This is a genomic window from Novosphingobium sp. 1529, from assembly GCF_040544855.1.
In the GTDB taxonomy this organism is placed as follows: domain Bacteria; phylum Pseudomonadota; class Alphaproteobacteria; order Sphingomonadales; family Sphingomonadaceae; genus Novosphingobium; species Novosphingobium capsulatum.
Window position 1 is genome coordinate 1 of record NZ_JBEPKW010000021.1, and the last position, 26,280, is coordinate 26,280.

Here is a 26,280-nt window from a genome sequence, read left to right on the forward strand (position 1 = left end):
TTCGGCGCCAATCGCTGCATGTTCGAAAGCAATTTTCCGGTCGACAAGGCGATGTACTCCTATCGCACACTGTGGAACGCGTTCGCGCGTCTCACAGCCTCTGCCTCCGGCGCCGAGCGCCAGGCGCTGTTCAGCGGCACTGCCGCCCGGTTTTATCGCATCCCCGAAGCAGTCGTCTCGCCAGGCCGGCTGGTCCATGGCTGAGCCGCGCAACTTCAACCGCGCCCTGCATCTGCTGCATCGGGCGCAACAGACGCCCGAGCGGATGGCGATCATCGCCGGGGCCGAGCGGATCGATTTTGCGACGCTGGCGCAACGCGCCCGCGTCACGGCCGGTGCCCTGCGCGATCTGGGCATCGGCGCGGGCACGCGGGTGGGCATCATACTTCCGGCAGAGCCCGAGTTCATCGTCGTGCAACAGGCCCTGCTGCTGCTGGGCGCCACGGTGTCGCCGCTCAACGTCGCCTATACGAAGTCCGATCTGGCGCATGCGATCGACAGTTGCGGGCTGCAGGCCATCGTGCTGCACGCCGACTGGTGCGACCGCATGCCCGCACAGGCCCCGCCGATCAAGATCGCGGCGGGCGCCGTGGGCCGGGACCTGCTGCCCGGCTATGCCTCGCTCGATCATGCAAGGGCGAAGGCCCGGCCGCTGACCGATCCCGCCACCGTCGCCCCGACCGACGTGGCGTTCCTGCTCAATACCAGCGCGACGACCGGGAAATCCAAGGGCGTCATGCTCACCGCCGGCAACCTCGCCGCCAACTACGACGCCACGCCCGGCTGGCTTGGCTTGGGCGCCGAGGATGTGATCCTCTGCGCGCTGCCGCTGTTCAACACGTTCGGGCTCAACCAGGGCATCAATGCCATCATGGTCACCGGTGCCTGCATGGTGCTGCTGCCCCGCTTCGACGCGGCCCGCTGCATCGAGGCGATCGGCGAGCATGGCTGCACATTCATGCCTGCCGTGCCCACGATGCTGCAGAAGATCTTCGATCATCCCGGTCTGCGGGCCGGCGCGCTGCGCAGCCTGCGGCGCATTATGACCGGGGGCGCCCCCGTGCCCGCCGCGTTGCTGCAGCGGATCGTTACCGCGGCCGGATCTGCCGTTGACGTGCGCACCGGCTATGGCCTGACCGAAGCGACCGCCTTGGTGACATTGCATCGGGTATCGTGCGATCCTGTCGGCGAGCTGGCCGGTGGCAAGGCCATCGGCCGTGCACTGCCCGGCGTGACGCTCGAGTCGATGGACGACGATGGCATGATCCTGCCGCGTGGTGTCACGGGCGAACTGGTCGTGCGCGGCGCCAATGTCATGGCGGGCTATTTCAACGCGCCGACCGATACTGCCCACGCCATGCACGATGGCTGGCTGCGCACTGGCGATATCGGCTTTCTCGATACCGATGGCCTTGCCTGGATCGTCGACCGCAAGAAGGATGTGATTATCAGGGGCGGCCAGAACATCTATCCGGTCGACATCGAGGAGGTCATCTACGCCATCGACGGGATCAGTGAGGTGGCGGTGGTTGCCCAGCCCGACGCGGTGCTGGGCGAAGTGCCGGTTGCCTTTGTCGCTACGCGGCCGGGCTGCACCCTGAGCGACGATCAGGTGCTAGCGCATTGTGTGGCCCACCTGGCCCGCTACAAATGGCCCAGCGCGGTGCGCTTTCTCGACGAACTGCCCAAGGGGTCGACCGGCAAGATCCTGCGGCGCACACTGCGTGATCGCGCGGCCAGCCTGGCGACAGCGTCATGACCGGGCATCCTGAAACGGTGGCTTTGGTCGTCGACGGGCGACACATCCAGGTAGCCGTCTGGGGCCATAGCGATGCGCCCGCCGTGATCCTGCTCCATGGATTGCGCGATCACGGCCGCAGTTGGGACCGTGTCGCCGCCGCGCTTGCCACCGGTTATCGCGTCATCGCACCGGATTTGCGCGGCCATGGTGACAGCGACTGGGCCGGACCGGATGGCTATGCCCTGGCAGCGTTTGTGGCCGACGTCCATGATATCGCGCGCGCGTTTGGGCTGGTGCGCTATGCGTTGGTCGGCCATTCCCTGGGCGGGGCCATTGCCTTGCGCCTCGCCGCGGCCGACGCCGATCGCGTATGGGCCCTGGCCGGAATCGAATGCATCGAATTGCCGATCCAGCGTGATGAGGCAGCGGGGCCCACGCCCTATGCGGTGCGCCTGCGCCAATGGCTGGACCGGCGCGCGCAGGCCCGTGCGCGTGGCCCGCGCCATTATCCCACCCGGGCAGAGGCCATGGCCCGGATGCATGGACAGCACCCTGACTTGGCGACGGAGCTGGTCGATGCACTGGCAGCCCACGCCTTGGTGCACGATGCAGACAAAGGCTGGCGGTGGAAGTTCGACCCGCGCGTGCGCCTGCGCGCGCCGGAAGACCAGCGCGCGCACGACTTGGACGACGTGCTCGATGCCATCGCGTGCCCCGTGCGGCTTTTCTACGGCACGGGCAGTTGGGTGCCCGTGCCCGGCCCGGCACGCCTGGCCCGCCTGAAACACCATCAGATCAGCCATTATACCGGTGCCGGTCACTGGCTGCACCACCAGTTCACATCCCGGTTCATCGCCGAAACGCGTGCGTTTCTCGATGCCCACAACAGGACCCATGACCATGCGTGAAGCCGTTATCGTTTCCACTGCCCGCACGGGCGTCGCCCGCGCCTTCAAAGGCGCCTTCAACGACACCGATGCCCCGCGCCTGACCGCGCACGTGATCGAAGCCGCCGTGGCACGCGCGGGCATCGATCCTGCGCGGATCGACGACGTGGCGATCGGGGTGGGCACACAATGGGGTACGCAAGGCTCCAATCTGGCGCGCACGGCCATCATTGCCTCGGGCCTGCCCGAAACCATTCCGGGCACCACGCTGGACCGCAAGTGTGGATCGGGACTGACCACATTGGCCTATATCGCCCGCGCGATCATCGCGGGCGATATCGATGTGGGGGTAGCGGGCGGCACCGAAAGTATCACCCACACCCGCAACGCCCACGCACCGACCTATCGTGCCCAGCCGGCCGAAGTGCTGGCCGGCGATCCCCACGCCTACATGGCCATGATCGAGACGGCCGAAATCGTCGCCGAACGCTATGGCATACCGCGCGATGCGCAGGACGCCTTTGCCGTTGAAAGCCACCTGCGCGCCGCCGCGGCGCTGCGTGAGGGCCGGCTCGCCGACGAAATCGTACCGATCACGGTGACGCGCAACGTGGTCGAGCGCGATGGCACAATCTCGGGCCGCGAGGAAATGACGCTCGACACCGACGAGGGCGTGCGGCCGGACACCACGCTCGAGGGCCTGGCCAAGCTGAAGCCGGTCTGGAAGGACGGACAGCTTGTGAAGGAAGGCCGTTTCGTCACGGCCGGCAACGCTAGTCAGCTCTCCGACGGCGCCTCGGCGCAAGTGCTGACGGACCGCGAGACGGCGGAGCGCGAAGGCCTTCCGGTGCTGGGCATCTTTCGCGGCTTCCAGGCAGCCGGGTGCAAGCCCGAAGAAATGGGCATCGGCCCGGTCTTTGCCATTCCCAAGCTGCTGGAACGCGCAGGCCTGTCGGTGGACGACATCGGCCTGTGGGAAATCAACGAGGCTTTCGCCAGTCAGGCTCTGTACTGCCGCGACAAGCTGGGCATCGATCCTGCAAAGCTGAATGTCGATGGCGGCGGCATTGCCATCGGGCACCCCTTCGGCATGACGGGCAGCCGTCTGGCCGGTCATGCGCTGATCGAGGCGCGGCGCCGTGGGGTGCGCTATGCGGTAGTCTCTATGTGCATCGCCGGCGGCATGGGCGCCGCCGGGCTGTTCGAGATTCCGGCATGACCGCGCTTGCCCAAGGGCCGATGCGGTTCGACGACGATGTCGTCATCGTCACCGGTGCGGGGCGTGGGCTGGGGCGTGCCTATGCCCTGGCCTTTGCCGAGCGCGGCGCGGCGGTTGTGGTCAACGACATCGGCCAGGAACCCGATGGTGCAGGCCAGCTGCGTCCGGTTGCCGACGAGGTCGTCGCCGAAATTCGCGGAAGAGGCGGCCGCGCCCTGGCCGACCACCGGTCGATCACCGAGCCGGGCAACGCCGATGCCGTGGTCGCCGCCGCCATTGCCGCGTTCGGCAAAGTGACGGTGCTGGTCAACAATGCGGGGATCATCGACTTTTCACCGATCGCGCAATTGGACGATGCAGCCTGGCGCACCATGCAGTCGGTAACCGTGGATGGCACGTTCTTCATGTGTCGCGCGGTCTTGCCGCACATGCTGGCACAAGGTCGCGGGCGCATCGTCAACACCACCTCGAATGCCGGGTTTGGCGGCGCCTCGACGCTGGGCCATTATGGCGCCGCCAAGATGGCGGTGGCGGGCCTGACCCGGTGCCTGGCGCACGAGGTGGCGGGCACGGGCGTTACCGTGAACGCGGTTGCGCCCATGGCGATCACGCGCATGAACCGCGACGCCTTCTTCGGCGGGAAAGACGCAGGTTCCAGCAAGTCAGGGGCGGGAAATGGCGAGGCCGGCGACTGGCGCGCCGACATGCGCGCGGGCCGGATCCCAATGGGCCCGCCCGAGGCTGTTGCCCCCACCGTACTGTGGCTTGCCCATTGCGATACCCCGATCAACGGCGAAATCTTCAGCAGTTCGTCGGGCAAGGTGGCGCGCGTCGGCTTTGCCGTGGGCCAAGGCTGGTTCGATCCGGACCACGGGCCGGAAGGCTTGCGGGACCATGCCGCAACGATCCGCGCCTTGGGCAATTTCCTCGACATTGCCGCCACGGCAGACGAATTGGCCCTGATCCCGCCGCTCTTTAGCTCCCAGGCGACGCGCTTGGGCTAGGGCCTGTGGGGATTTAGGATTCCCAAGACGGTGGAGATGTGATTCACACTTCGAATGGATCGCTTCGTACTGACTGATGCCCAATGGGCAAAGATCGAGCCGCATTGTCTGGGTAAGCCGGCTGACCCTGGTCGCAGCGGAAAGAACAACCGGCTTTTCGTAGAAGCGGTGCTGTGGATTGTCAGGACGGGCAGTCCCTGGCGGGATCTACCTTCGACGTTTGGCAACTGGAGCACCGCATTCCGGCGATTTCGTGACTGGCGTGAAGCTGATGTTTTCAAGCGAATTTTCGATGCGTTATCGGAAGAACCGGACATGGAATACGCCATGGTCGATGCCACTATCGTCAAGGTCCACCGGCACGGCCAAGGCGCAAAAGGGGGACTCAGAGCCAGGCCATTGGCCGTTCCAAGGGCGGTATGACGACCAAGATTTTGGCGCTAACAGACGCCTTGGGCAACCTTGTCCGCTTTGAGCTGTTGCCGGGCCATCGGTTCGACACCATCGGCGTTGCACCGTTAATTAGAGGCATCCAATTCGATGCCTTACTCGGCGATAAAGCTTTCGATTCCAACTGGATCGTTGAGGACTTGAATCAGCGCGGCGCGCAAGTGATCATCTCACAGCGCCCCGCGCGCGCCCAGAAGCTCAAGATCGATGCCAAGATGTATGAATGGCGCCACCTGATCGAAAACTATTTCTGCAAACTCAAAGAGTTCAAGCGCATCGCGATGCGCGCTTGCAAAACAGACCAGAGCTTCTCGGCCATGATCTATCTCGCCGCTGCCGTCATCAACTCACGCTGAATCCCCACAGACCCTAGGCGGCGTGCGCGGCAGCACTGAAATCGCCTGCGTCATCATGTCGAGCATATCATCGTAGAATTGCCGCGCGGTCATGCCCGAATGTTCAGGACTGGATGCATATTGCGTCACCCCCTGAAGGAACATCGCGCCCACGCATTCGAGGCGGAACGCGGCCAGTTGCGGCCCCAGCGCGGCCAACCTCGCTTCGAGCAGCGTCATCGCCTCACGCAGTGCGCGCGTCGCCGGGCTGCCTTGGTCCACCGGATGGGGCACGCCACGTGGCCGGTGCGTCGCCAGATAGGCCGCATGGCACCGCATATAGGAAATGACGCCCTTTTCTTCATACATGGCAAAATTGGGCTCGAACAAAATCCGCAAAAGATACCGCAAATTGTCCAGCTGTCCTGTCTTGCGCCCAGCCTTGAGCAACGCTTCGCGCTGCGGCTGAAGTTGCTCCTCACGATATTCGAACACGGCATAGAGCAGCCCGAGCTGGTCCCCGAAATGATACTGCACTGAACCGGCAAATTTCTGGTTTGCCGCTTCACAGATCATCCGCATCGTCACGCCATCGATGCCGCGCTCGCCGAACAATGCCTCTGCTTCCAGAATCAACCGTTCGCGCGTGCCGGTGGCTAGCGGACGGACCTTGCGGGCTGGGGCGGTCGTGGTGGGCATCACCAAGGGCCTAATCTGGCCGGATAAAATGTCAACGCTATAACGGCTGTGCTATTTTTTCATCGATATCGCCGAATTAGGATTGGACGAATCGGCATAAGCGGCATACCTATATTACAGTTGTAATAATTCAGTTGCTCAAAGCTGATTTACGCTAAGGAGAGAGATGCCATGGAAATTGGTATGTTCCAGACGCCGTTCCTGCCACCCGAGCGCACGCCCGCTGAAGTGTTCGACTGGGCCGTCGCGCAGGCTGTTACGGCCGATCAGGCGGGTTTCAGCGAATACTGGATCGGTGAGCACATCACGCTGAACTGGGAAGCCATTCCCAGCCCGGAACTGGTGATCGCCGCCGCCGCGCGCCAAACCGAACGGATCAAGCTGGGCCCGCTGGCCCACCTGCTTCCCTATTACCACCCCGCCACGCTGGCCGCCCAGGCCGCTTGGCTCAGCCACATCCTCAAGGGCCGCTACCAGATGGGCGTGGCACCCGGCGCCTATCCCAGCGATGCGCGGCTGCGCGGCCTCAAGGACATGTCGAAGAACCACCGCATGATGGGCGAGTCCGTCAAGATCATGGAAATGGTGTGGAAGGGCGAACCCTTCGAATATGAAGGCGAATTCTGGAATGCCGGCCTGCCCGAGGGTGACGCGGCGCACCCGGTGCGCGACCAGAAGCCATGGGGTGGCACCATGCCGATGGCGATGACCGGTCTTAGCCCCAATTCTCCCTCGATCCGCTATGCCGGTGCCCACGGGTATTCGCCCTGCTCGGTGTTCTCGAGCAATTCGGCGCTGCTCGACCATTTCGATATCTTCGCCAAGGCAGCAGCGGATGCCGGACGCCCGGGAGACCGCACCAAGCACCGCGTGGTACGCGACGTGTTCGTTGCAGATACCGATGCCGAGGCGCGCAAACTGGCCCTGGAAGGGGGTATGGGCCGGGCGTGGACCGAATATCTGCTGCCCACCTACCACTCATTCGGCATTGCCGAAGCGCTGGTCGAGGGCACCGACAAGTCTGTTTCCGACGTTACGCCCGAATTCCTGGCCGACAACTTCTGGATCGTCGGTTCGCCCGAGACCGTGGCCGAAAAGCTGGAAGCCTGGACTGACAAGCTCGGCGGGGGCTTCGGCACCATGCTGCTCTACAGCTACGACTACATCGACAATCCCACGCCCTGGAACGAATCGATGCGCCGCCTGGCGCAGGACATCGCACCCAAACTCCCCAGCGGCGCATTTGCCAAGGCGGAGGCTTGAATGACCGACACCGCCACGCTCGCCACACCGGCGGTCGATCTGCCCCCGGACCGGATCGTCGACTTCGATATCTACAACCCGTTCCATGGCCAGTTCGACTTGCACGTGGCCTGGGCCGAGTTGCAGCAATCGACACCACACGAGATCGTGTGGACCCCGCACAACGAAGGGCACTGGATCGCCCTTTCGCCAGAACTGATCGGCCAAGTCTATTCCGACGCCACGCGCTTTTCCAGCCGCGTGGTGCTGGTGCCCAAGTCGACCGCAGGCGAAGCCTATGCCGAATTCATTCCGCTTTCGCTCGATCCGCCCGAGCATCGTCCATTTCGCAAAGTCTTGAACGACAAGCTCTATGGTGCGGCAATCCACCCGCTGGAGCCCAAGGTGCGCAAGCTGACGGCCGACCTGATTGACGGCTTTGTCGCCAATGGACGCTGCAATTTCGTGCATGAGTTCGCAGAACAGCTGCCCTTGCGGGTATTCATGGAACTGGTCGATTTGCCGGTGGAGCATCTTCCCCGGCTCAAGCACTTGGCCGACCAGTTCACCCGCCCCGACGGCAGCATTACCCCGGCCCAGGCGACCGAGGCGTTCAAGGCCTATGTCGCGCCAATCCTGGAGGAGCGGCGCGCTTCAGGCGGGGACGACCTGCTGACTCACATCGCGACGAGCGAAGTCAACGGCCGCCCAATGACGCTGAGCGAGGCAGCCCGCCTGGCAATCCAGGTGCTGGTCGGCGGGCTCGACACGGTGGTGAACTTCATGAGCTTTACCATGCGAGCCCTTGCCCAGGCGCCGGACATCCAAGCCCGCCTCGCCACCGATCACGGCCTCCATCACGCCGCGATCAACGAGTCTCTGCGTCGCCTGCCGCTGGTTTCCTCCGCGCGCGAAGTGATCGCCGATACGGTTGTCGATGGGGTGCAATTGCGCGCGGGAGACATGGTGGTCGCCCCCACCGAACTGTACGCGCTGAGCCCCAAAATGAACGAGCGGCCGCTCGACTTCGACCTCGACCGCAAGGTGCGCAACCACATGGTCTTTGGCAGCGGCCACCATACCTGCCCGGGCCAATTCCTGGCTCGCATGGAAATGAAAGTGCTGCTCGAAGAGTGGTTTGCCCGCATCCCCCGGTTCGAATTGGCACCGGGCCAGACGCTGCGCCACCGCGGCGGCATCGTCGGCGGTTGCGAGCCGTTCATCCTGCGTTGGGGAACCAACTGAAACTGTGCCGGGCGCGTCTTGGCACGCGCCCGCACGATCACTGTCTAAGGGCCTTATATTCGTGATCACACTCAATATTGTGGATCGTCAGGGCAATACTACCGCGATTTCAGCCCATACCAACACATCTTTGATGGAAGCCATTCGCGACAATGGCTTCGACCAGTTGCTGGCCCTATGTGGTGGGTGCTGCTCGTGCGCCACATGTCATGTCTATGTCGAATGCCCGCTGGGCCAAAACGGCATTTCGGGCGACGAGGACGACTTGCTCGATTCCTCTGCCCACCGTAGCGCCAATTCGCGACTTTCCTGCCAGGTCCTGCTGTCGGCGGAATATGACGGTGCTTTTGTCCGAATCGCGCCGGAGGATTAGGGATCTCGGCAGAATTGGGTGAACATGTTTTCCAAGCGCGCACCTCATTGAGGCCAAAATCTGGCGTTCAACGTTACGGAACGCCAATGACCGCCCACCAATCAGGCGAATCTCGTCCGACAAATCCTAATGATTCAACAATTCCCGAAAAATTCATATCTGCTTAACTCGAAATTTACATCAAGCGTTACTGGAGCAATATCTATACTTTCGACCCTATCCACCGGTGCGTCAAACCTAAGCTGATTCGTATTCGGTATATTCGGATCATGTTGGCGCCATAACTTTGGCCTTGAGCAGGTTGATGTTGGCGCGCCTGTGCCTTTGACGCTTTATCGCCCTCAAGCGGTTGACTTCGCCTCCCACCTGACCGCTGTACCACGGCATCGCGATCGCAGCGGCAGCCGCATCCCTGTCGGCCTCGATGCCAGCAGCGAAGGCGGCGAGCTTGCTCTGGGTCGCCATTGTGACCCGCCGACCGCGCCGGACCTCCTTTTTCGAGCCTACCATGGCATGGAACCGGTCAAGAGCCTCGCATGCCGCGGTCAGAGCTGACACCGGCCTTTTCGATTACCGCGTTGATCTGAGCAGTCTGGGCCGAGCCAGTGCCGGATCGGTGGTCATTTTGCGCGGATGGTGCTTGCACTCAGCCCCGCATTGCCGGTGCGGCCGAAGCTCTCGGCACAATGCCCTTAAAAAATATTAGCGATAAATTTATCGCTAATATTGAAATACATCAGATTATGACGACAAAATCCCATATTATCCTGGAAATTTTGAACACAGCCTTTAAATTTTAATCGGCATTACAGTGGCATCAAGCTGACGCTGTGGCAGACGAAACGGGAAACCGGCTTCACCTGCTTCGGCTTCGACGTCGCCGCCGGCGATCACCACCCCACTCTCCGTGACCACCCGGAAAATACTGCGATCCTGCGTTTCCCAGCGCAGCAGCATAAGCATGACCTTGGCCAGAGCCTCTGGCCGAACGCTGCCGATACGCTGATACCCGCGCCCAAGAGCACGCCCCTCTTCTGGCGCCATCCATTCCAACCACGCCAATTCATCCCAATTTCTGTCCATCATTTCCTCGAAAGCTGGCGACAAGAAAGGTCCGCGCAGCGCGGCAAGCGCCGAGCATATGGAATTTATTGTTACTTTCTAGCCACTTCCCTAGAAAAAATTACGGAATTTAACAATCATCCATATAGGGTATGATGTGACAGGCTAAGCGGCCATGCGCTCACTACGGACGCTGTGATGCGCGCACTGCCAGCGCCCGATCTCAACGGCAATGACTTGACAGACTGCGGAAAATGACCGCACCCTTGCCGCCTCGGTGTGATCCAGCCTGCGCACAAAATCATCGTGGTCAGAGCGGCGCCGGATAACGCGGTGTGGGCGATTTATCGGGTTGTTGATGGATACGCCGATCTGGAACGTGACGGGGTTGGCCAAGAACCACGCGCTTACCGACCGACGCCATCGCCACCACGTTCCTCACGGCTTTGATGCAGTAGGCGCGGGTCTTGGCGGTGCCTCAGGCTGAACGATGGTCCGCCAACGGCAAGCCCAAGCGCTGCCTCGCCACCATGCCAACTTTCCGATCCCAGGATGCGGGTGGGGCACCCCTGCAATGGCGACGATGCCGTCCGACCAAATGCACGGCCAAGAGCTGGAAGGGTGATGGACATCGCCGAGCGCAATAGTATGGCGCAAAGCCCGGCAATGCCGCTACGGACTGCCACGCGAGAGCCACGCCGTCACACCAACCGCCCTGATTGTAACCGGGTTCGCCTGCCAAAACTGGCGGCGACTAAACATGTCCGCCCGCCCGGCGCCCCATCGGTGATGAGCCTGGCAACCGTGCCGGCGTGAGTGCAAAAGGGTTCGATGCGGCAAAGCCTGCCGTCATCGGGGGAGCGGCTGACATACTCAGCCAATCTCCGCGACCAGTTACGCAGCGGGCAGCGCCAGACAAACCCTAGTAGATTGACTTAATCCCCGCCTTGTGCGATGCGGCAAAGCAAGAGGCGTAGTTTTATGCGCCGAATCCGTCGAATCGTGTCGGCCGCGACAAAGGAGCTGAGCTCATGAAGACTTTTGCAGTTTCGATGGCCCTAGGTGCCTCCCTCCTCTCCACCACCGCTTTCGCGGCCAATCAGCGCCCCGCCCCGGCGCCGTTCATCTCTGCTCCCCAGACTGCTCCGGCTACCCCCGCAGTCGCCAAGCGCAAGGGCCTGACCGCCTCCTCCACGCTTCTGGCCGTCGGCGCTGTTGCGGCGGTGGGCGTTGGCGTCGGTGTCCTCGCGAGCAGCGGCAGCGACAACAACGCCAGCCCGCAGTAATCGGGTCGGGACGCTTTCGATCTTTGCGGGCTTGAGTAGCCCGTACGGTTGCCAGCTTTGATGCGCTGCGCCGCAGAGGTCAGAATTTTAAAGAACCCCGCCGGGACGTTCCGGCGGGGTTTTTTGTATCGCGCGATGGCGTCGGCCGGTTCACAGTCTCCGCGTCGACCATCGCCAAGTATACTGGCTGCCCAAGTTAGTCGGCCCACAAACGTTGTCTGGGCGCCAGGCTTGGCTGCCTAGAACGCTTCCTGCTTAGGCAGCAACCCTGCGTCCGGGCCGATCCAGCCAGACGCGAACCGCACGCTGCAGAGGCATTTCTACGTACAGATGCATGACGCACCCCGCAGCGACGCAGCCGGCCAGCAAAAGGACTGTGAACGACAGCAACGGCATGGGCTCATGGAAACGATAATAGAGATCGAACCCGCGGCGTAGTACGGGGCCATGAATGATGTAGAGCGCGAACGACGATTCTCCGAGAAAACGCAGCGTCCGCTGGCGAGCCAGCCAGAGGGATGCGCGCCCCCTGCCTTCGGCTAGAGCCAAGACCAGAAACGTCAGACCCGGAAGATAGAACGCCTGGTTCAAAAACACATCGGGCAAGACGCTGCGCAGAGAAGAAAACAGCACCATCGATCCGACAAAGGCAAGAAGCGCAACGCCATCCGCCCAAGCCGGCAAGCTATAACGCTCGCTGCTGCGCACAAACCGGCACAGCACCATACCGATGACGAACTCCGTGAGCCGCATCAGCGGGTTGATCCCCGTGAACCAGTATCCGAAGCCGACCGTGCCATCCGCATTCATGACATGCCCATAGCCACACAGCGCCAATACCGCAGGCGCCAGAACGCTCCACACCACCAGCATCGCCGCAAAGATACGCAAATGGCGTGGCGACATCAGGACGAGTAGCGGAAACACGGTGTAGAGGAACAACTCGGCAGAAAGGCTCCACGACGGCGCATTCAACGAGGCATAGTAGTCGTAGACAGGGATCCAGCTCTGCAGCAACGCGAAGTTGACCAGCACGATCGGCAAGCTGGCAGCCCCGGTCCGCCACAGCAGCCATGCTGCGAGTGGCACGGCTACCAGAATGTGCAAGGGCCAGATGCGCAGGAAGCGACGTGTCACAAAGGCCCGGTACGAAAGCTGGCCCCGCAGCAGCTTGCCTTCATACGCATGACACAACACAAAACCTGACAGCATGAAGAAAAAGCCAACGCGGCCATGACCATAATCGATCACATGGCGCCCAAACCACGACAACGCATTATCTGTGCGGGGCAGCATCGCAGCATGCGAGACCATGACCAGCATGGCGGCGAAAAACCGCAAGGCGGTCAACTGCTCATAGCGCGTTTGGCCCTGGACAGTCTGCGACGTCGCAATCACCACTGCGGGGCTCTCGCTTGGGGAAACCGATCGCTTGCCCATTGACGCTTCGTTCCTGCCGGCAAGCAGCCTCCTCGTTTCAACGACGGCTTCGCGCACACGAGGCAACCTGCAATAAACCTCCAAAAATGGCGCAACCTGGAAATTAGCCCAATCTGCCTAAAAGTCCGATGTAGCTCAACATGGGCTGGAGGCGACGCGTGCACCATCACCCGATCTCAGGCCGCCACCGGGAGTGGACCGCGCGCTGCACGGCCGGCAAATCTGGCCCGCAAACGTTGCGTCAATGGCCGTTCGATCCAGAGATGGATGGCGACACTGACCGCAACGGCCGCCACCACCGTCACCACGAGAGCTACAGGGGCATTGTTGAATACGCCCAGTTTCATGCGGATCGCGAGAAATCCGGCCAGGACATGCAGATGGAAAAGATAGATGGAATACGACGCATCACCGAGCAGGCGGCCTAGCGCGGTCAACCAGCCGTCGGGACAATCGGCGCGCGCGGCCAGTCCGACAACAAGCGTGCCGACCGAGCCAATGAAGAGAACGCTCGGCAATGTCTGGCTGGCCAAGCCCAGCGCCCATGACGCGCCCACGATCGCACAGGATGCCACGGCCAGCAGCCAGAACGGGTGAACAGGAACCCGCAGCGAGGGCACCGGTGCGTGGCGGACCCACAGGATTCCTAGGGCAAGGCCCATGCCGAACTCGAGGTTGACGGTACTGCACAGCACCGACCAGAACGTGTCAATATACGCCGTGGTGTGCCAGATCGAGCCCAGCGAGAGCAGGAAGGCAATTGGCGATACGAGCCACAGGACAAGGACCCAGCGCCCCCATCGCGGCCAGAAAAAGCACAGCGCAAACACGATATAGAAGATCAGCTCCTGCCGCAGAGTCCAGATGATGTCAGGCTTGACCACCGAGTACGGAACCAGAAAAATCGCACGCAAGTACGCACCAAGATCGATGCCTTCGCGCGCGAACACTCGCTGCAGCAGCGCATAGGACACTATCGCCAACCACATCATCGGGACGATCCGAATGAAGCGGCGGCGCAGGAACGCACCGATAGACATGCGCGGAGCAAGGTCGGGTCCGTTGAGCACAACGACAGCGATGATGAAACCACTGATGATAAAGAAGATATCGACACCGAGGGTACCAATCTCGAGCATCCCGCCCAGGATTTCCAGCCCGCCATATTTCGGCTTTGCCAGCATGCCCGCAGCATGGCCGATCACCACGCCCAGAGCGCAAAAACCGCGCAGGAATTGGATACCGATCAGTTCCCGCTTCTGGTTCATCTGCCCCCCTTCACCGTCATCGTCGTCGTGCCCCAAAGCCACCCCAGGAAGATGCTCCACGCGCATCCGTCAACCACACTGGCCATTGCCAGGCCATCGGGCGACGTTTGAACCACTAGCGCCGTCGCGGCGGGATTTTGCGCCCTGGCCTCGATCCGAAGCACATTTTCAAACCTGCCTGCGAGGAGGAAGCGCCGCCGCTGGAACCAAAACTATCCAATGGCAACTGCCTGCCAACGCATGGCCCGAATACGGACCTGCCCGACAGCCCGTTGCCTCACTAGCCTTGAGCGACAGCTGGCATCAACGATACGTGGAAATCGCATTTCTGCCTAGGTGCTTTCGCGCTCACCGCCCGATGCTGCACCTGCGGCATTGGTCAGCAACGAGCAGCGCCGCCCTCACGCGTGCGGGCAGGGATCATCCGCAGCGATTCGTCCGGCAAGGCGGCGCGCCGCAACCTCGTCTCAGACCCGCGCTCGTGGCTCGCTGGAGATGATCGGCCTGCAGCCTTGCTAAGCCCCATCCCGTCCCAGCCCCGCCTGCTGACAGCAATGCGGGCCGGGCTGGCCGGGCCAACGTCGCGTCAGGGGGTCGCGGGGGCGGTAGGTGCATCACAGGCATATTTCTGTCGCAACGCAACAACTACCACGGATGCCGCCTCGCCCGAAGCGGCAAGGGGGTTCTGCTGCATGTATTCCAAAAAGGCCTGCCGTAGTTCGGACTGAGACATGCGCAGCGGACGACAAAACTCACGCATGTTGAGCCAGGTTTCATAAGCTTTCACTGCATCGTGAACGCCTGTCACATAGGCATAACAGTACGAGACCGCAGCCAAAGCCTTGTCCTGGCATTTGCGGTGAAGTTCGCCTGCGGTCAGGAAGGCCGGCGTTGCGGCAATCCGCCCCGCAGGCGCTGGCGGCAGTGCCGCAGATGGCACCGAATCGGGAAGCGCTGCAGACGGTGCGACGGGCGGGCTGGCCGCTACAGCACCAGCCATTACCGGCTTGGGGCCCGGGATCGCTGTCGCAACGAGGGTCAGCAGGGCAAAGTGCAGCATCAAACGTTCCTTAAGATCCGCTAGGGCACGTCAGCACGCGACACGCTTGGCGTCCAGCCCTAGCAAACTTTCGGGTCGTCACAACCGCCAGATGCCGCTAAGCAGAGCGCCGTGACCATGCCCCTGCCCAATATGTTTGCTGCACGGCCCCACCTGCTCGACGAGTTCCCCTGGCTGAGCCCGTCGCGACGGCTGCGGCGCAAGGCACGCGCGCTACGCTATGGCCGGGCTGCCGTCATCATCACCCTCCTGGCAGCCCCGCAATTCCACAATATCCGCTTTGGCACCCCGCCTTCACGCGGGACTGCCACGCCGCCCCCCTCCTTCATCACCCCCAAGGCGCCGGTGATTGATGCGCCTTTCGCGCCCAAGTCCCTGCGCGCGCTGTCGACGCAAGACGCCGAATTGTGGAACGCGAAAGTCCCCGGCGATCCGTTTGCCTCGCATCCGGCATCGCCTTTGGCGCTTTCTCCGCAAAGCGCGACTTTTCCTCGCTCGCTCGAATGTCTCGCCGCTGCGGTCTATTATGAAGCCGGAAACGAGCCGCTCGACGGCCAGCGTGCCGTCGCTCAGGTCGTCCTCAATCGAGTCCGGCACCCGGAGTATCCCCACAGCGTGTGCGGCGTCGTGTTCCAGGGTTCTGAACGGAAGACCGGTTGCCAGTTCTCGTTCACCTGCGATGGCTCGCTGCAGCGCAAACCAAACGCCTCGGCATGGCGCGAGGCCGAAGGCGTTGCCGCCGCAGCGCTGCAGGGAGCAGTTTTCGCGCCAGTTGGCTGGTCAACGCACTACCACGCCAACTACGTTGTGCCCTATTGGGCGCAAAGCATGCAAAAGCTCGTCACTATCGGACGACACATCTTCTACCGCTGGAATGGCCCCGTTGGTGACGGTGCAAGTTTCGCCAGCAGAGTCCTGCCACAAGAGCCGGATATTTCACCATTGACGCCTCCCACCAGCGAGACCCTAGTCGCAGCGCCCAGCGTCGAGGGCGTCGCGCGGGTTACTGCCAGCGAGCGGCCGATCATTGCCGCCCAAGCCACCGACCGCCGCATCCAGGAACTGTCATCGGTGGCCGCACCGGAGGCGGCTTTGCCGCCGGCCGCTGCCGCCAGGGCGACTGTCGGCTCAGCCGCCACCTCTTCCACAGCGCTTGCCAATCGCTGGATTATTGGCGCTGCACCCAAACCATAAGCATCCACGCGACAAAGCAGCCCTACGGCCGGGGCGCTTTGCCGCCATCAACGTCCAGCAATAACGCTAGCCCTGCACGCGACCGATCCGTTCCGCTTGCATTGAGCGGATCGCTCAAGACTTTTGTTTTACGGCGTTTCCGTGGTCGTCAGTTGAAGCCATTCGGGCCCATAACGCTCAAGCGGAGCGCCGCCAGCGCTGCGCTCCGCTTCTGCTAGGAACGCTGCGCTCCGCTTCTGCTAGGAACCAAACCCGCTCAGCCATATTCCATCGTGTAGCCTTCGTACGTCTGATCGAAGCCCGATGTGCGCGGATCGTACTTGGTAATGACCCCACCGATCACATTCGCCTTGGCACGCAAGAGGCGGGTCACAGCATTGCGCGCCTGACCAAAGTGCGCGCTGCCAGCTTCGACCACGAAAACCGTGACCTGGGCGACCGAGGCGATCTGAACAGAATCAGCCAGCGCCATCACGGGCGGTGCGTCCAGGACAATGAGATCATAATCGTCTGCCAAGGCTTCGAGCAGTTTGACCAGACCATTGCCGCTGAACAGGCTAGCCGGATCAGGCGGCAGCGGGCCGGCCGGCATATAGGAGAGATTGGGCTGCGGGGCGGACATGATCGCGCCCTGGGCATCGGTGAGACGGGCAAGAACGCTTGAAAGTCCCGGCGCATCCTTGGGGCTGCCGAAGTACTTACCCAGCGAAGGCCGACGCATGTCGGCATCAATGACCAGCACGCGACGCCCAACCCGCGCAAAGTCGCAGGCCAGCGCATAGGAGGTGGTCGACTTCCCTTCGCCCATGGCACTGCTGGTGACAACCAGCGACCGCGGCAAGCCTTGCGAGGAGAGTTCGACCGCACTGCGGATCGAATGGTAGGCTTCGCTGAGTGTGGACTTCTGGCTGCCCAGGGCTTCGATGATCGTTCCTTCAGGAACGGCCGGAACGATACCGATCAGCGGAAGGTGCAGCTTGGCTTCGACGTCACGCGGGTCACGGATGGCGTCATCAAGCTTTTCACGCGCGTAGACATAAAGCAAGGCCAGCAGCAAGCCGGCACCGATGGCCAGGGCCAGGTTCACCTTCTTCTTTGGCGAGGAGGGCTTGAGCGGCGCATCGGCACGATCGATGATCGTAATATTGTTGGTCGTGACACCGGCCTCCGCGCTCAGCTCCTTGAAGCGCGACAGCAGCCCTTCGTACATCTCGCGGTTGGTATCAACTTCGCGCTTGAGGATGGTATAGTGCACGCCGCGGTCCTGCTCGGACAACGTTGCTGTCTTGAGTGACCCGAGCTGGCGCTCGATCGCCTCCTCTTGCTTGAGCGCAGTGAGATACTGATTGCGAATCGAAGCGCGAATGTTTTCGGCCAGCGCGTTGGCACGCCCATCCAATTCCTTGACCTGCGCTTGAGCCTGCAGGACGCTGGGATGGTCGGGTCGCATGTGCTGCTGCATGCGGCTGAGATCCGCGTTCAGTTCCGCCCGCTTTTGCAGCAGCTGCTGCATCGCCAGATTGCCGAGAACTTCCGGCAAGGTCGTGGCCGGGACGCTTTTCGCCTGGTTCCAGCGCTGCTCGGCTTCCAGCCGCGTGGCATTGGCTTGGGCATAGTCTTGGTTCAGCTGCACGAGATTGGCGGTGACGAGCGAACGCGGACCTTCTGGCGAGCCCGCTTGCGCAGCGCCGGCACTGGCATCGATCAGTCCCGCCGCGCGGGCGTAACTGATCAAATCGCGTTCAGAGTTCTCCAAACGCTCCTTGGCCTTGTCGAGCTGGTTCTTGAGAAAGGTTCGCGAATATTCACCGGTTGAAAATTTGCGCTGGATGTTCGCCTGAATGAATTGATCGGCATAAGCATTGGCGATTTTCGCGGACAATTCGGGATCGCGGCTGCGAAAGCTGATTTTCAGAATGCGCGAATTGAGCGGCAGCTCAGCAGTGAGATTCTTCTGCATTGTCGTGAGCAGAAGTTCATCCTTTTCCGCTGGCGACAGCTTTTCAACGCTGGTGATTCCCATTCCGGCCAAGAACGACGAGTCATTGTCCAGCCCTAGCCGCGCAATGACCTGTTTGGCCATGCCGCGACTTTCCAGGATATCCATCTGGGTCTGGAGGAAACGGTCAGCATCCGAGCCACTCACCGTGGGCTCGACATCCTCGGTGCCGAGCACCTTGGTGGTCTGCTGATCAATCTGAACGCTGGCCGTCGCTTCATAAACGCGCGGCATGAAGACGATCGAAGCAATGCCGGCAAGGATAGCAACGAGCAATATAATGCCAACTGCCAGGCGATGGCGATAGATCGCACTCCAAATGACGCGCGGATCGATCAGCCGGCGTCCGGAATCAACCGTAAACAGCCGCTCCTCTGCCGGGTCTGCAAGATCACCCGGTTCGAGTTCGTAAGGACGGCCGCTGGGCAGGGTCATAGGACGCATCATGGGTATCCGGTTCAGAACTGGGCAAAGACATTGAGCAGCGGGGCGGCCTTGAGGAGGTCATTCCAGGCCTGTTTGGTGTTCGAATGCCCTACAATGATGACGTCACGCCCCAAAACAGCAGGGTCCGGATCGATCCCGCTCCTAATGCGAGTGAGATCAAAAGCGGCGGCCATGCGCTTCCCGCCAATCTGGCGAATGATAATGACCTCGCGCAATTTGGCATTCTGGCTCTCGCCCTTGGCCAGCGCGATGGCATCCAGCAGGGTGTAGGTCCCACGGAAATCGTAGACACCCGGCTCCATCACATCGCCCTGAACGGTGACACGTTGCGAAACCGAACTGGTGACTAGCACAGTGATCTGGGGTTTGACGTAGAACCGATCGTACAGCTGCTGGAGTTGCGCAGATACCTGGGTTGTCGTCATGCCGCTCACATGGACGGTGCCGATCAATGGCAGCGCCACGTTGCCCACTGCGTCCACCGGGACACCTTGGCCGGAGATTTCCGGTTCGTTGAAAACCGAGATATTGAGCGTGTCGCGTGGTCCGATCACATACTCTTCACCAACCTGATTTGCGGTCGGCGCAGGGATTAGGTCGCTCGCGGCCTTGCCGGTGCGAACCTGGGGGCTGACGTAGCTGGGCGTGCAGCCGGTCAAAGCAAGCATACCTGCAGCCACACACCAGATTGGTCGAACCATGCTTCGCAATTCCCCTTGACCTTTGCCAACCGCCCGCACGGCGCACTTGCGCACGAGCAGCCAACGCTCGCCACCCTAACGCTAGCCACCTATGCCGCGTGCGTCCCTGGATGTCTCTCAAAAATTCCAACTACGCGGGATTCGCGATTATTTCATCGCAGCGAGAATGATATCGTCAACCCAAACCGAATACGGCCCTTCATCCCAGACCGGAACGGTCAGCGCGAGACGCTGGCCCGCGCAATGCGCATCAACTTGGGCAATGCCAGTGCCCACCAGGACGCCGCCGGACCGCTGCTGCCAGGCCAAACCCACAACGGTCGCTGGTGACGCCGCAGGGGCTGTGCCTGCCTGCAGATTGGCACGCTCGGGCACTGCGTCAGACAGGCATGCGAGGGTCAGCCCGATCCGGTTCGCCACGGCGGTGTTTCGCGCGAGCACCGTGAGGCCGATGCGGTAGCGCCCCGGCTGCAGTGCGACTGTCTGGGTTAATACCGCGCCAGCGGCGGCCCCGTCCGAAGCAACCGCAAGCGCGCGCCCCGATAGCGGGGATCCCGCGCGGTCGGAACGGACACTGGTGCCCGGCAGCTGCGTCGCCTGCCACACGTATGGCCCGGTGGAAGTCGTGAAATTCGTCTGCGTCTCAAACCCAGGATCTGCCAGGTTGCCGTGACCGCCGCTGGCCAGCCACACTTCGCGGGCCGCGCCGTAATGCCCCTGCTGCCCCAGGACAGCGCGGATCAGGGCAGTCTCGTCGGGGCGCACGGGCTTGGGTCCCTTGCGCATTTCGGCCAGTAAGGCGAACAAGTCGGAAAGCGCGTACCCTTGCGATCTGGCTGCCGTGTTGAAGAAAGAGATGCGCCAGCCAGGATCATAGCCCATCTGCTCTGCAAGGGCTTGCCGCCCGGATGGCTCAGCCATCAGCGGGGGGAGCAGAGCGATCATCTGCTCAAACAGGGTTTGGGTGCGCAGCAAGGCATCGATGCGCTGGACAGCAAAGCCGTAGGCGCCGGCCGCGAGCGACTGCTGCACCAGCCAGATTTGCGTAAAAGCGTCCCGCCAGCCAAGCTGCGCCCCCAACATCAGCACAGCTGCGCCGCCAGCCTGATCGCCCTGCTGGAGGCGCGCCATACCCACCGCACGCAGGGCCGAAGCATCGAGAAGGTCAAGCGCCAAAGCGTGTCTGGCGGCCCTCAGACTGCCATCGGCATCACCGGCATTTTCGCGCTCATTGGCAAGCGTTGACCAGGCCGCTGCGTTGAGCGGCTGAAGACGAGCCGCCAAGGAGGCGTTGCCGGTCAGCAACAAATGTTGCGACCAGCAGACCATAGTGGCCCAAATGGTTAGGCAGATCAGCGCTCCACCGCCTGCGATGCGAGCCCATCTCTCCCGTGGTGTGATGTCGCTGCGCCGCTTTCTGCTTGGGGAAGGAGCGAGCAAACCGATCAGCGCGCCGGCAGTAGTACTCATCGCCGCGCCGTAGAGCGGATAATCAACGCTGCTCGCACCGGCAATGATGCCAAGACTGACGGCCACGGCGACCGGCAGGCGCCGCTCAAAACGATCGCCGGCGCGGCGGCGCGCCAGGACCACTTGGAAACCGATCAAGCCCACCGCCATGGCCAGTAGGGCCAGGCCGGCGACTCCGCCCTCCAAGAGCAATTGGAGAAAATCGTTGTGCGCCTTGTTCACCGTCGCCGGCGACAGCTGATTAAGCGGTTCGAAGGTTTGATAGACCTTTTGGAACGATCCAAACCCGGTCCCCAGCGGAAACGAATCGCGCACCGCCAACCAGGTATTACGCCAGTAATCGAACCGGGCGTCATCTGCCGCCGACGCGTAACGCGCCGCCAGCTCCTGCACAGGCGCGGTCTGCACGATCAGCGCCATAGCGATCACGCAGCCCAGCCCGGCAATTATCATCCAATGCAGACGCAGTCGGCGCGGGCGGGCGAGCAGAGCAGCCGCTACGAGGGCGACGGGCAGCAGAAACACCCCTGACCGCGACAGCGTCGCCAGTACACTGAGTGCCAATACACTCACGATCACCGCGCGCACCGCTTGGACCGCGCCTCCCTCGTCACGTCCTGCCAGCCGCACGACACCGGGCAACACCGACAAAAGCATGCCAACCATCAGGAAGACGGCAGTATGGTTGCGGTTGACGAACAGCCCGACCGCTACGCCGCGATGGGTCGTCTGAAAGATAATCGGGGCAGCATCGGCACCTGCACCGAATTGGGCAATACCAAGCAATGCGTTGCACAGCGCGACCGCCACGAGCAGCCTCAACACCACGATCCGGTGGCGCGTACTGGCAGTCGCGAGCAGCAGAAGGGCTGCAAGCGGAGCCAGCACGTCGAGAAGGTTTTGCAGACTACGCCCTGGCGCCAGGCTCCACGAGCGCCATGGATCTACGCCAGCAGTGGTGGCCACCTCGGCGGCGAGGTGGTGGCCAGGTAGGCTAGCCCACAAATCGTGCGGAAGCGGCGCGACTTGCCCTGCCAGGAGCAGCCAATATGCGGCCACGAGCGCTAATCCCCCTTTCGCCACGCCTGGAAGTCGCGCGCTGGGGTGGCGCGCAAGATTGAGCCCGATAACGGCAATCGCCATGAGCAGAATGCCCCACCAGATCAGGGGATAGGCGGTTCCCGCTCCGCCTAACAGCAAGGCCGCGCAAAAGAACGTCAGCGACAATCGTTCGCCAATCGCTTTCGTGCCACCGGGGCGGACAGCGCTATACGCAGTGGCCTTGCCTTGCTCGATTTTTTGTATGAAGTCCGCCATGTCACCAATGGACTAGCCAAGTCCTTCTGAAGGGACAACTGCGTGAAGCATAAAGCCGATGATCATCGCTGATATTGCCGGGCGCCTGCTGAAGCCTGACACGCTGCTGGTCGCCGTAGGCTGTGTGCTGGCATGCGCCGCGAGCCAAGCGTTGGCGGCAGGCGCGGGACTGCTGGAGCCTGCCGCAATGCCAGAGCCTCCGCCTTGCATCACCGCAAAGCCAGCCGGCTCGCCAGCTTTGCGCGTTGCCACCATCGGCTATCAGCTGGCTGTTGCAAATAAGGCCGATTGTCCCTCACACGCGATGTTGTCCGGGCTGTTGCTGCATGATCGCGCTGCCTACAGCGAAAAAACGCGCCGGACGCTCACCGGTCTCGGAAACGGCTTTGGCATACTTGGCGTCGTCGCCGGCAGCCCGGCCGACGCGGCAGGACTAACCGCAGGGGACGAGATCATCGGACTGGACGGGGCGCCCCTTACGGAATGGCGGACCGATCTGGAAAGCGCCGGGGCAACCTATGCAAGGGTTGAAGCCTTCACTGCAACGCTATCCAAAACCCTGTCGCACGGGCCTGCTCACCTCAGGATCGTTCATGCCGGACAGGAGCGTGACGTGATCCTTGCCCAGCAACCCGGCTGCGATGTGTCGTTCGCATTGCTGCCTGGCCGAAAGCCAGACGCGTGGACTGACGGACGCTATCTCGCGGTAACAGCCGGGCTGACAGATCTCGTTGGAGATGATGCGCTCGCCTTCGCGATGGCACACGAACTCGCTCATGTTGCGCTTGGTCATGCCAAAGAGGCGGAACGCCCGCTCGCCGCTTTCGGCATCGGCGCCGGCCACGTTCGCCAGGAAGAGAGCCAGGCAGATCTCCTTGGCCTGCGTTTCTCTCAGGCAGCAGGCTATAGCCTTTCGGGGGGCGCCATGCTGTTTAATGCCCTCGCCAAGAGCGGATCCCTGCGCTGGGGCCTTACCCATCCCTCCAATAATGCTCGCATCACGGCGTTGACTCAGGAGGCGGCCCACCTCGCTCAGCAACCCTCAAGCTTGCCAAAGTCCACAATTTGCACGGACTAGTGTCGCGCGACATTCAGGGTGAAAAACGCATTGCCTCGCCTAAAATGCTCCCGGCAAAGCTGCCGTTGCCTCGTCTAAACTGCTCCCGGCCAATGCCGGGAGGGAAAGATGCGAAAGGTGAGCATGGCGACGCGGAGGGAATTGATTGAAGCAGTCGGTGAGCGGTATCGTACCCATCCGGCGTGACTTGCGATTACCCACATCTGCCGAGCTCAGCGCCGATCTGGATGTCGGCGAGGCGTCTGATGCCTCGCCATATGACTGTGTTACCTGGTGGCGGGTCGGCCTTTCTGGCGAGGTAACCACCGAGACGCGCCAGCTTGATGAGATAGAGCTCGAGGGTGGCTGGCTTTGCGTTCCGGTTGCCGGTTTCGGCAACGAGTTGGTCGAGGATGATGATCTCGCTTGCTGTAAACGCAACTGTCGGGCTAGCCTCGGGATCTGCCCGGGCTGCCATAGTCATCCAGAGTACGCGCCAGCTGACGATGCAAAAGAGTGCCACGAGATTGGCCAGACGATCAGCAGTGCGCAGCTTGGCGTCCTCGGCGCGACAGCCGGATTTCAGGATTTTGTGGAAGACCTCAATCTTCCAGCGCATCGCGTACCAGCGGATCTTCTCGAGCGCGTCTTCGAGATTATCGACCTTGAGGTCGGTGACGAGCTTCCACAAGATCGGCTTGCGGCCTGTCGGAGTTCCGATCTCGGCGGCATGGATGACGGTCAGGTCGAGCGCAGGATAGCGCTTCTGTTTGCCAATCGGTGGGCGCACGTGGATGCGCTTGAACCGGATGTCGAGGGTGACCTGCTCGACTGTATCACCATCGACCCGCACATCGATACTATGCGTCCCAACGCTGGGTGCATCGAGCATCTCGGTTTTCACAGTCCGATCGCCGCTGCCGGCAACGCGCATGCCGGTGGCCGCTATCAGCCCGAACATCGTGGCATAGGTAATCGGTCGGATCGAGCCCTCGGGCCCAAGGCGAAGCGCGGCATCGATCAGCCGCCGAATGTCCCCGGGATCGTAGATATAGGGTGTGCGGCGCCGATGACTGGCGCGGCCGAAGAGGTCGGCCGAGGGAACCTCATGGCGCGGATCTTCCGCGTGCAGCGCGATCGCGAATCGGCGCACCGTCAGCAGACGGTTACGTCGTTGCTCAGGCGATGGCGCCTGAAGCGCCCACTCATGCACAGTCGCCGTCGTTACGACATGCTCGCCGCGATGCTCGGCGAAGGCGACAAAGTTGCGCAGGAGGATGCCCGGGGTCCGGAACTTGAATCCCAGTGCGCGGCGTAACGCTGCGTGGTCGGCGAGGAGCTGACTCAGCATGCCAGCTCTCCCGGCCAAGGCTGGGCAATCTGCTCCAGCATCGCAATGTCGACCTTGGCGTAATGCGCGGTCATATCGAGCGAGCGGTGACGCAGTACCGTGCCGACAGCCTCAAGCGTGGCGCCCGATCGCAGCATCGAGGTTGCTGCAGAGTGGCGCAGCAGACTGGCTCCGGTCGACGGAGGATCGGAAATGCCCGCACGCTTCAGCGCCAGCGCTACGATCGTGGAGACATGGCTGGACTGCGCAAATGACCGGTAGGGTGCGACCATCATGAGAAATACCGCCTCTTGATGCACGCGCGGGCGTTCCTGCTCGATGTACGCGAGAAGCGCATCTCCAACGTCCTGCGGCAGCGGCAATCGAACCTGGCGACGCGCTTTGCCACTCAAGCGGAGCATGCCAGACGTCCAGTCGACATCGCTGAGTCTGAGCCCAGCTACATCCCCGGCCCGCAGTCCCAGGCGTGCCAGCAGTAGCAGGATCGCGCGATCCCGCAGGCGCCCTCTGGTGAGTTGATCGCAGGATGCAATAACCCGTTCGACATCGGCGGAGGTCAGATACCGTGGCAACGACGAAAGGCGCCATTGCAAGACGGGCGGGATGGCGTGGTCGAGGTTGGGCCGACACAGGCCGACGCCCGCGAGGAAGCGAAGATAGCTGCGCAAGGCACTCGTTATGGTCCTCAGGTCGGCCGATCCGGTACGCTCGCGCCACTCGCGGACAACATTACGGATCCGGGCGGCATCATAGTCATGGGTCGCCGTACCAAGCTCCGGCATCAGCTTATGCAGGTGGTAAAGATGCCGAGCGATAGTCCGTTCCGACAGTCCCCGGTGAGCGCGCAACCAGCTCCGATAATCTTCAAGCAGGGGATATGGTGACGCGGCCATCACGGTTGGTCGCGCGACACCCGCCTTTTGCAGGAAAACAACGAACCGCCCGACACGGCGCGAATATTTTTGTGAAACACGCGACCATTGTCGCCCACCGGGACATCGACACCGATGGTCGGCAAAGCGGCGAACGACGTCGTCATCAATGAAGTCGACCGAGATGCCTGCGATGCCAAGCCAGGCCGCAAAATGACGAGCCGCGTCCGTGTAGTTCCCGATGGTCAGATGTGTGTATCTCTGAGCGGCAAGATCGGCTGCGAAACGATCGATCCATGGCAGCAAAGGTCCCGGATCGAGGAACCAGTGATTACGTTTGTCGGCGTCCATATTGCTCTCCTCACGATGCTGAACCATCACGAGAAAGTATAGTTATGTGGAGTACTGACAGACTCACTGCTGTAGTAAATGCATGTAAAATATGCCTATTATATCAATAAGCGCCCTAACCCGTCTTATTCATGAGGTCGCTGTTCCGGTCTGATCGGTTTTGATTGTTCGCTGGCGGCATGATGCAGTGGCGCGTCATCGACGGTGTTT

At 62.0% G+C, this 26,280-nt stretch carries 22 protein-coding genes and 1 pseudogene; 12 read left to right on the forward strand and 11 right to left on the reverse strand.

Features of this window, described 5'->3' with window-relative positions; genetic code table 11:
• The 6 genes and pseudogenes from ABIC78_RS20790 to ABIC78_RS20815 form a co-directional block, all read left to right on the forward strand.
• A partial coding sequence (locus ABIC78_RS20790; protein WP_354491822.1) for an amidohydrolase family protein occupies window positions 1-204 on the forward strand: 204 nt, incomplete at its 5' end.
• Entirely contained in the window at window positions 197-1,759 is a 1,563-nt protein-coding gene (locus ABIC78_RS20795) for a class I adenylate-forming enzyme family protein (RefSeq protein WP_171799500.1), read from the forward strand. The genes ABIC78_RS20790 and ABIC78_RS20795, both read left to right, overlap by 8 nt.
• Entirely contained in the window at window positions 1,756-2,649 is an 894-nt protein-coding gene (locus tag ABIC78_RS20800; protein WP_216647776.1) for an alpha/beta fold hydrolase, read from the forward strand. The genes ABIC78_RS20795 and ABIC78_RS20800 overlap by 4 nt, the downstream gene beginning before the upstream one ends.
• Entirely contained in the window at window positions 2,642-3,847 is a 1,206-nt protein-coding gene (locus ABIC78_RS20805; RefSeq protein WP_169041796.1) for a thiolase family protein, read from the forward strand. Before ABIC78_RS20800 ends, ABIC78_RS20805 begins: the two co-directional genes overlap by 8 nt.
• Complete coding sequence (locus ABIC78_RS20810; RefSeq protein ID WP_171799501.1) at window positions 3,844-4,851, forward strand: SDR family NAD(P)-dependent oxidoreductase; 1,008 nt, start codon at window positions 3,844-3,846, stop codon at window positions 4,849-4,851. Before ABIC78_RS20805 ends, ABIC78_RS20810 begins: the two co-directional genes overlap by 4 nt.
• A 54-nt stretch (window positions 4,852-4,905) precedes the next feature.
• Window positions 4,906-5,657: pseudogene (locus ABIC78_RS20815) on the forward strand (IS5 family transposase).
• On the opposite strand, the gene ABIC78_RS20820 reads toward ABIC78_RS20815, so the two are convergent.
• Entirely contained in the window at window positions 5,649-6,335 is a 687-nt protein-coding gene (locus ABIC78_RS20820) for a TetR/AcrR family transcriptional regulator (protein WP_171799502.1), read from the reverse strand. The pseudogene ABIC78_RS20815 and the gene ABIC78_RS20820 overlap by 9 nt on opposite strands.
• Window positions 6,336-6,506: 171 nt before the next feature.
• Here ABIC78_RS20820 and ABIC78_RS20825 point away from each other — a divergent pair, with 171 nt between their 5' ends.
• The 3 genes from ABIC78_RS20825 (at window position 6,507) to ABIC78_RS20835 (ending at window position 9,195) form a co-directional block, all read left to right on the forward strand.
• On the forward strand, window positions 6,507-7,598 hold the full coding sequence (locus tag ABIC78_RS20825; RefSeq protein ID WP_171799503.1) for an LLM class flavin-dependent oxidoreductase: 1,092 nt from the start codon (window positions 6,507-6,509) through the stop codon (window positions 7,596-7,598).
• Window positions 7,599-8,822, forward strand: a complete 1,224-nt coding sequence (locus tag ABIC78_RS20830) for a cytochrome P450 (RefSeq protein WP_171799504.1) — start codon at window positions 7,599-7,601, stop codon at window positions 8,820-8,822.
• A gap of 61 nt (window positions 8,823-8,883) precedes the next feature.
• Window positions 8,884-9,195 (forward strand): 2Fe-2S iron-sulfur cluster-binding protein, encoded by a 312-nt coding sequence (locus tag ABIC78_RS20835; RefSeq protein WP_171799505.1) that lies wholly within the window; start codon window positions 8,884-8,886, stop codon window positions 9,193-9,195.
• 267 nt (window positions 9,196-9,462) lie between these two features.
• Here ABIC78_RS20835 and ABIC78_RS20840 read toward each other — a convergent pair whose 3' ends face one another.
• Window positions 9,463-9,660 carry a hypothetical protein gene (locus ABIC78_RS20840; protein WP_171799506.1) on the reverse strand — a complete coding sequence of 66 codons (198 nt, stop codon included), beginning with the start codon at window positions 9,658-9,660 and terminating at the stop codon, window positions 9,463-9,465.
• Between the two features lie 324 nt (window positions 9,661-9,984).
• On the reverse strand, window positions 9,985-10,302 hold the full coding sequence (locus ABIC78_RS20845) for a hypothetical protein (RefSeq protein WP_171799507.1): 318 nt from the start codon (window positions 10,300-10,302) through the stop codon (window positions 9,985-9,987).
• Window positions 10,303-11,288: 986 nt separating this feature from the next.
• Between ABIC78_RS20845 and ABIC78_RS20850 the strand changes: the two genes are divergently transcribed.
• On the forward strand, window positions 11,289-11,543 hold the full coding sequence (locus ABIC78_RS20850; protein ID WP_171799508.1) for a hypothetical protein: 255 nt from the start codon (window positions 11,289-11,291) through the stop codon (window positions 11,541-11,543).
• A gap of 255 nt (window positions 11,544-11,798) precedes the next feature.
• On the opposite strand, the gene ABIC78_RS20855 is transcribed toward ABIC78_RS20850, so the two are convergent.
• The 3 genes from ABIC78_RS20855 to ABIC78_RS20865 form a co-directional block, all read right to left on the reverse strand.
• A complete protein-coding gene (locus ABIC78_RS20855) occupies window positions 11,799-12,983 on the reverse strand; it encodes an acyltransferase family protein (protein ID WP_171799509.1) in 1,185 nt (394 codons plus the stop codon).
• 176 nt (window positions 12,984-13,159) lie between these two features.
• Complete coding sequence (locus ABIC78_RS20860) at window positions 13,160-14,251, reverse strand: acyltransferase family protein (RefSeq protein ID WP_183536570.1); 1,092 nt, start codon at window positions 14,249-14,251, stop codon at window positions 13,160-13,162.
• Window positions 14,252-14,837: 586 nt separating this feature from the next.
• Window positions 14,838-15,311 (reverse strand): Rap1a/Tai family immunity protein, encoded by a 474-nt coding sequence (locus ABIC78_RS20865; RefSeq protein WP_171799511.1) that lies wholly within the window; start codon window positions 15,309-15,311, stop codon window positions 14,838-14,840.
• A 117-nt stretch (window positions 15,312-15,428) separates the two neighbouring features.
• Between ABIC78_RS20865 and ABIC78_RS20870 the strand changes: the two genes are divergently transcribed.
• A complete protein-coding gene (locus ABIC78_RS20870) occupies window positions 15,429-16,505 on the forward strand; it encodes a cell wall hydrolase (RefSeq protein WP_171799521.1) in 1,077 nt (358 codons plus the stop codon).
• 256 nt (window positions 16,506-16,761) lie between these two features.
• Here the strand turns inward: ABIC78_RS20870 and ABIC78_RS20875 are convergent, their stop codons facing one another.
• From ABIC78_RS20875 to ABIC78_RS20885, 3 genes are all read right to left on the reverse strand, one after another.
• Entirely contained in the window at window positions 16,762-18,939 is a 2,178-nt protein-coding gene (locus ABIC78_RS20875; protein ID WP_171799512.1) for a GumC family protein, read from the reverse strand.
• A gap of 23 nt (window positions 18,940-18,962) precedes the next feature.
• Complete coding sequence (locus ABIC78_RS20880) at window positions 18,963-19,619, reverse strand: polysaccharide biosynthesis/export family protein (RefSeq protein ID WP_354491829.1); 657 nt, start codon at window positions 19,617-19,619, stop codon at window positions 18,963-18,965.
• A gap of 180 nt (window positions 19,620-19,799) precedes the next feature.
• Window positions 19,800-22,439 carry an O-antigen ligase family protein gene (locus ABIC78_RS20885; protein ID WP_171799513.1) on the reverse strand — a complete coding sequence of 880 codons (2,640 nt, stop codon included), beginning with the start codon at window positions 22,437-22,439 and terminating at the stop codon, window positions 19,800-19,802.
• A gap of 58 nt (window positions 22,440-22,497) precedes the next feature.
• Here ABIC78_RS20885 and ABIC78_RS20890 point away from each other — a divergent pair, with 58 nt between their 5' ends.
• Window positions 22,498-23,517 carry a M48 family metallopeptidase gene (locus ABIC78_RS20890; RefSeq protein WP_171799514.1) on the forward strand — a complete coding sequence of 340 codons (1,020 nt, stop codon included), beginning with the start codon at window positions 22,498-22,500 and terminating at the stop codon, window positions 23,515-23,517.
• Between the two features lie 193 nt (window positions 23,518-23,710).
• Here the strand turns inward: ABIC78_RS20890 and ABIC78_RS20895 are convergent, their stop codons facing one another.
• Both ABIC78_RS20895 and ABIC78_RS20900 read right to left on the reverse strand, forming a co-directional pair.
• Window positions 23,711-24,847, reverse strand: coding sequence for an IS4 family transposase (locus ABIC78_RS20895; RefSeq protein ID WP_354491833.1), 1,137 nt, complete (start codon window positions 24,845-24,847; stop codon window positions 23,711-23,713).
• A complete protein-coding gene (locus ABIC78_RS20900) occupies window positions 24,841-26,070 on the reverse strand; it encodes a tyrosine-type recombinase/integrase (RefSeq protein WP_171799515.1) in 1,230 nt (409 codons plus the stop codon). Before ABIC78_RS20900 ends, ABIC78_RS20895 begins: the two co-directional genes overlap by 7 nt.
• Between the last annotated feature and the right edge of the window lie 210 nt (window positions 26,071-26,280).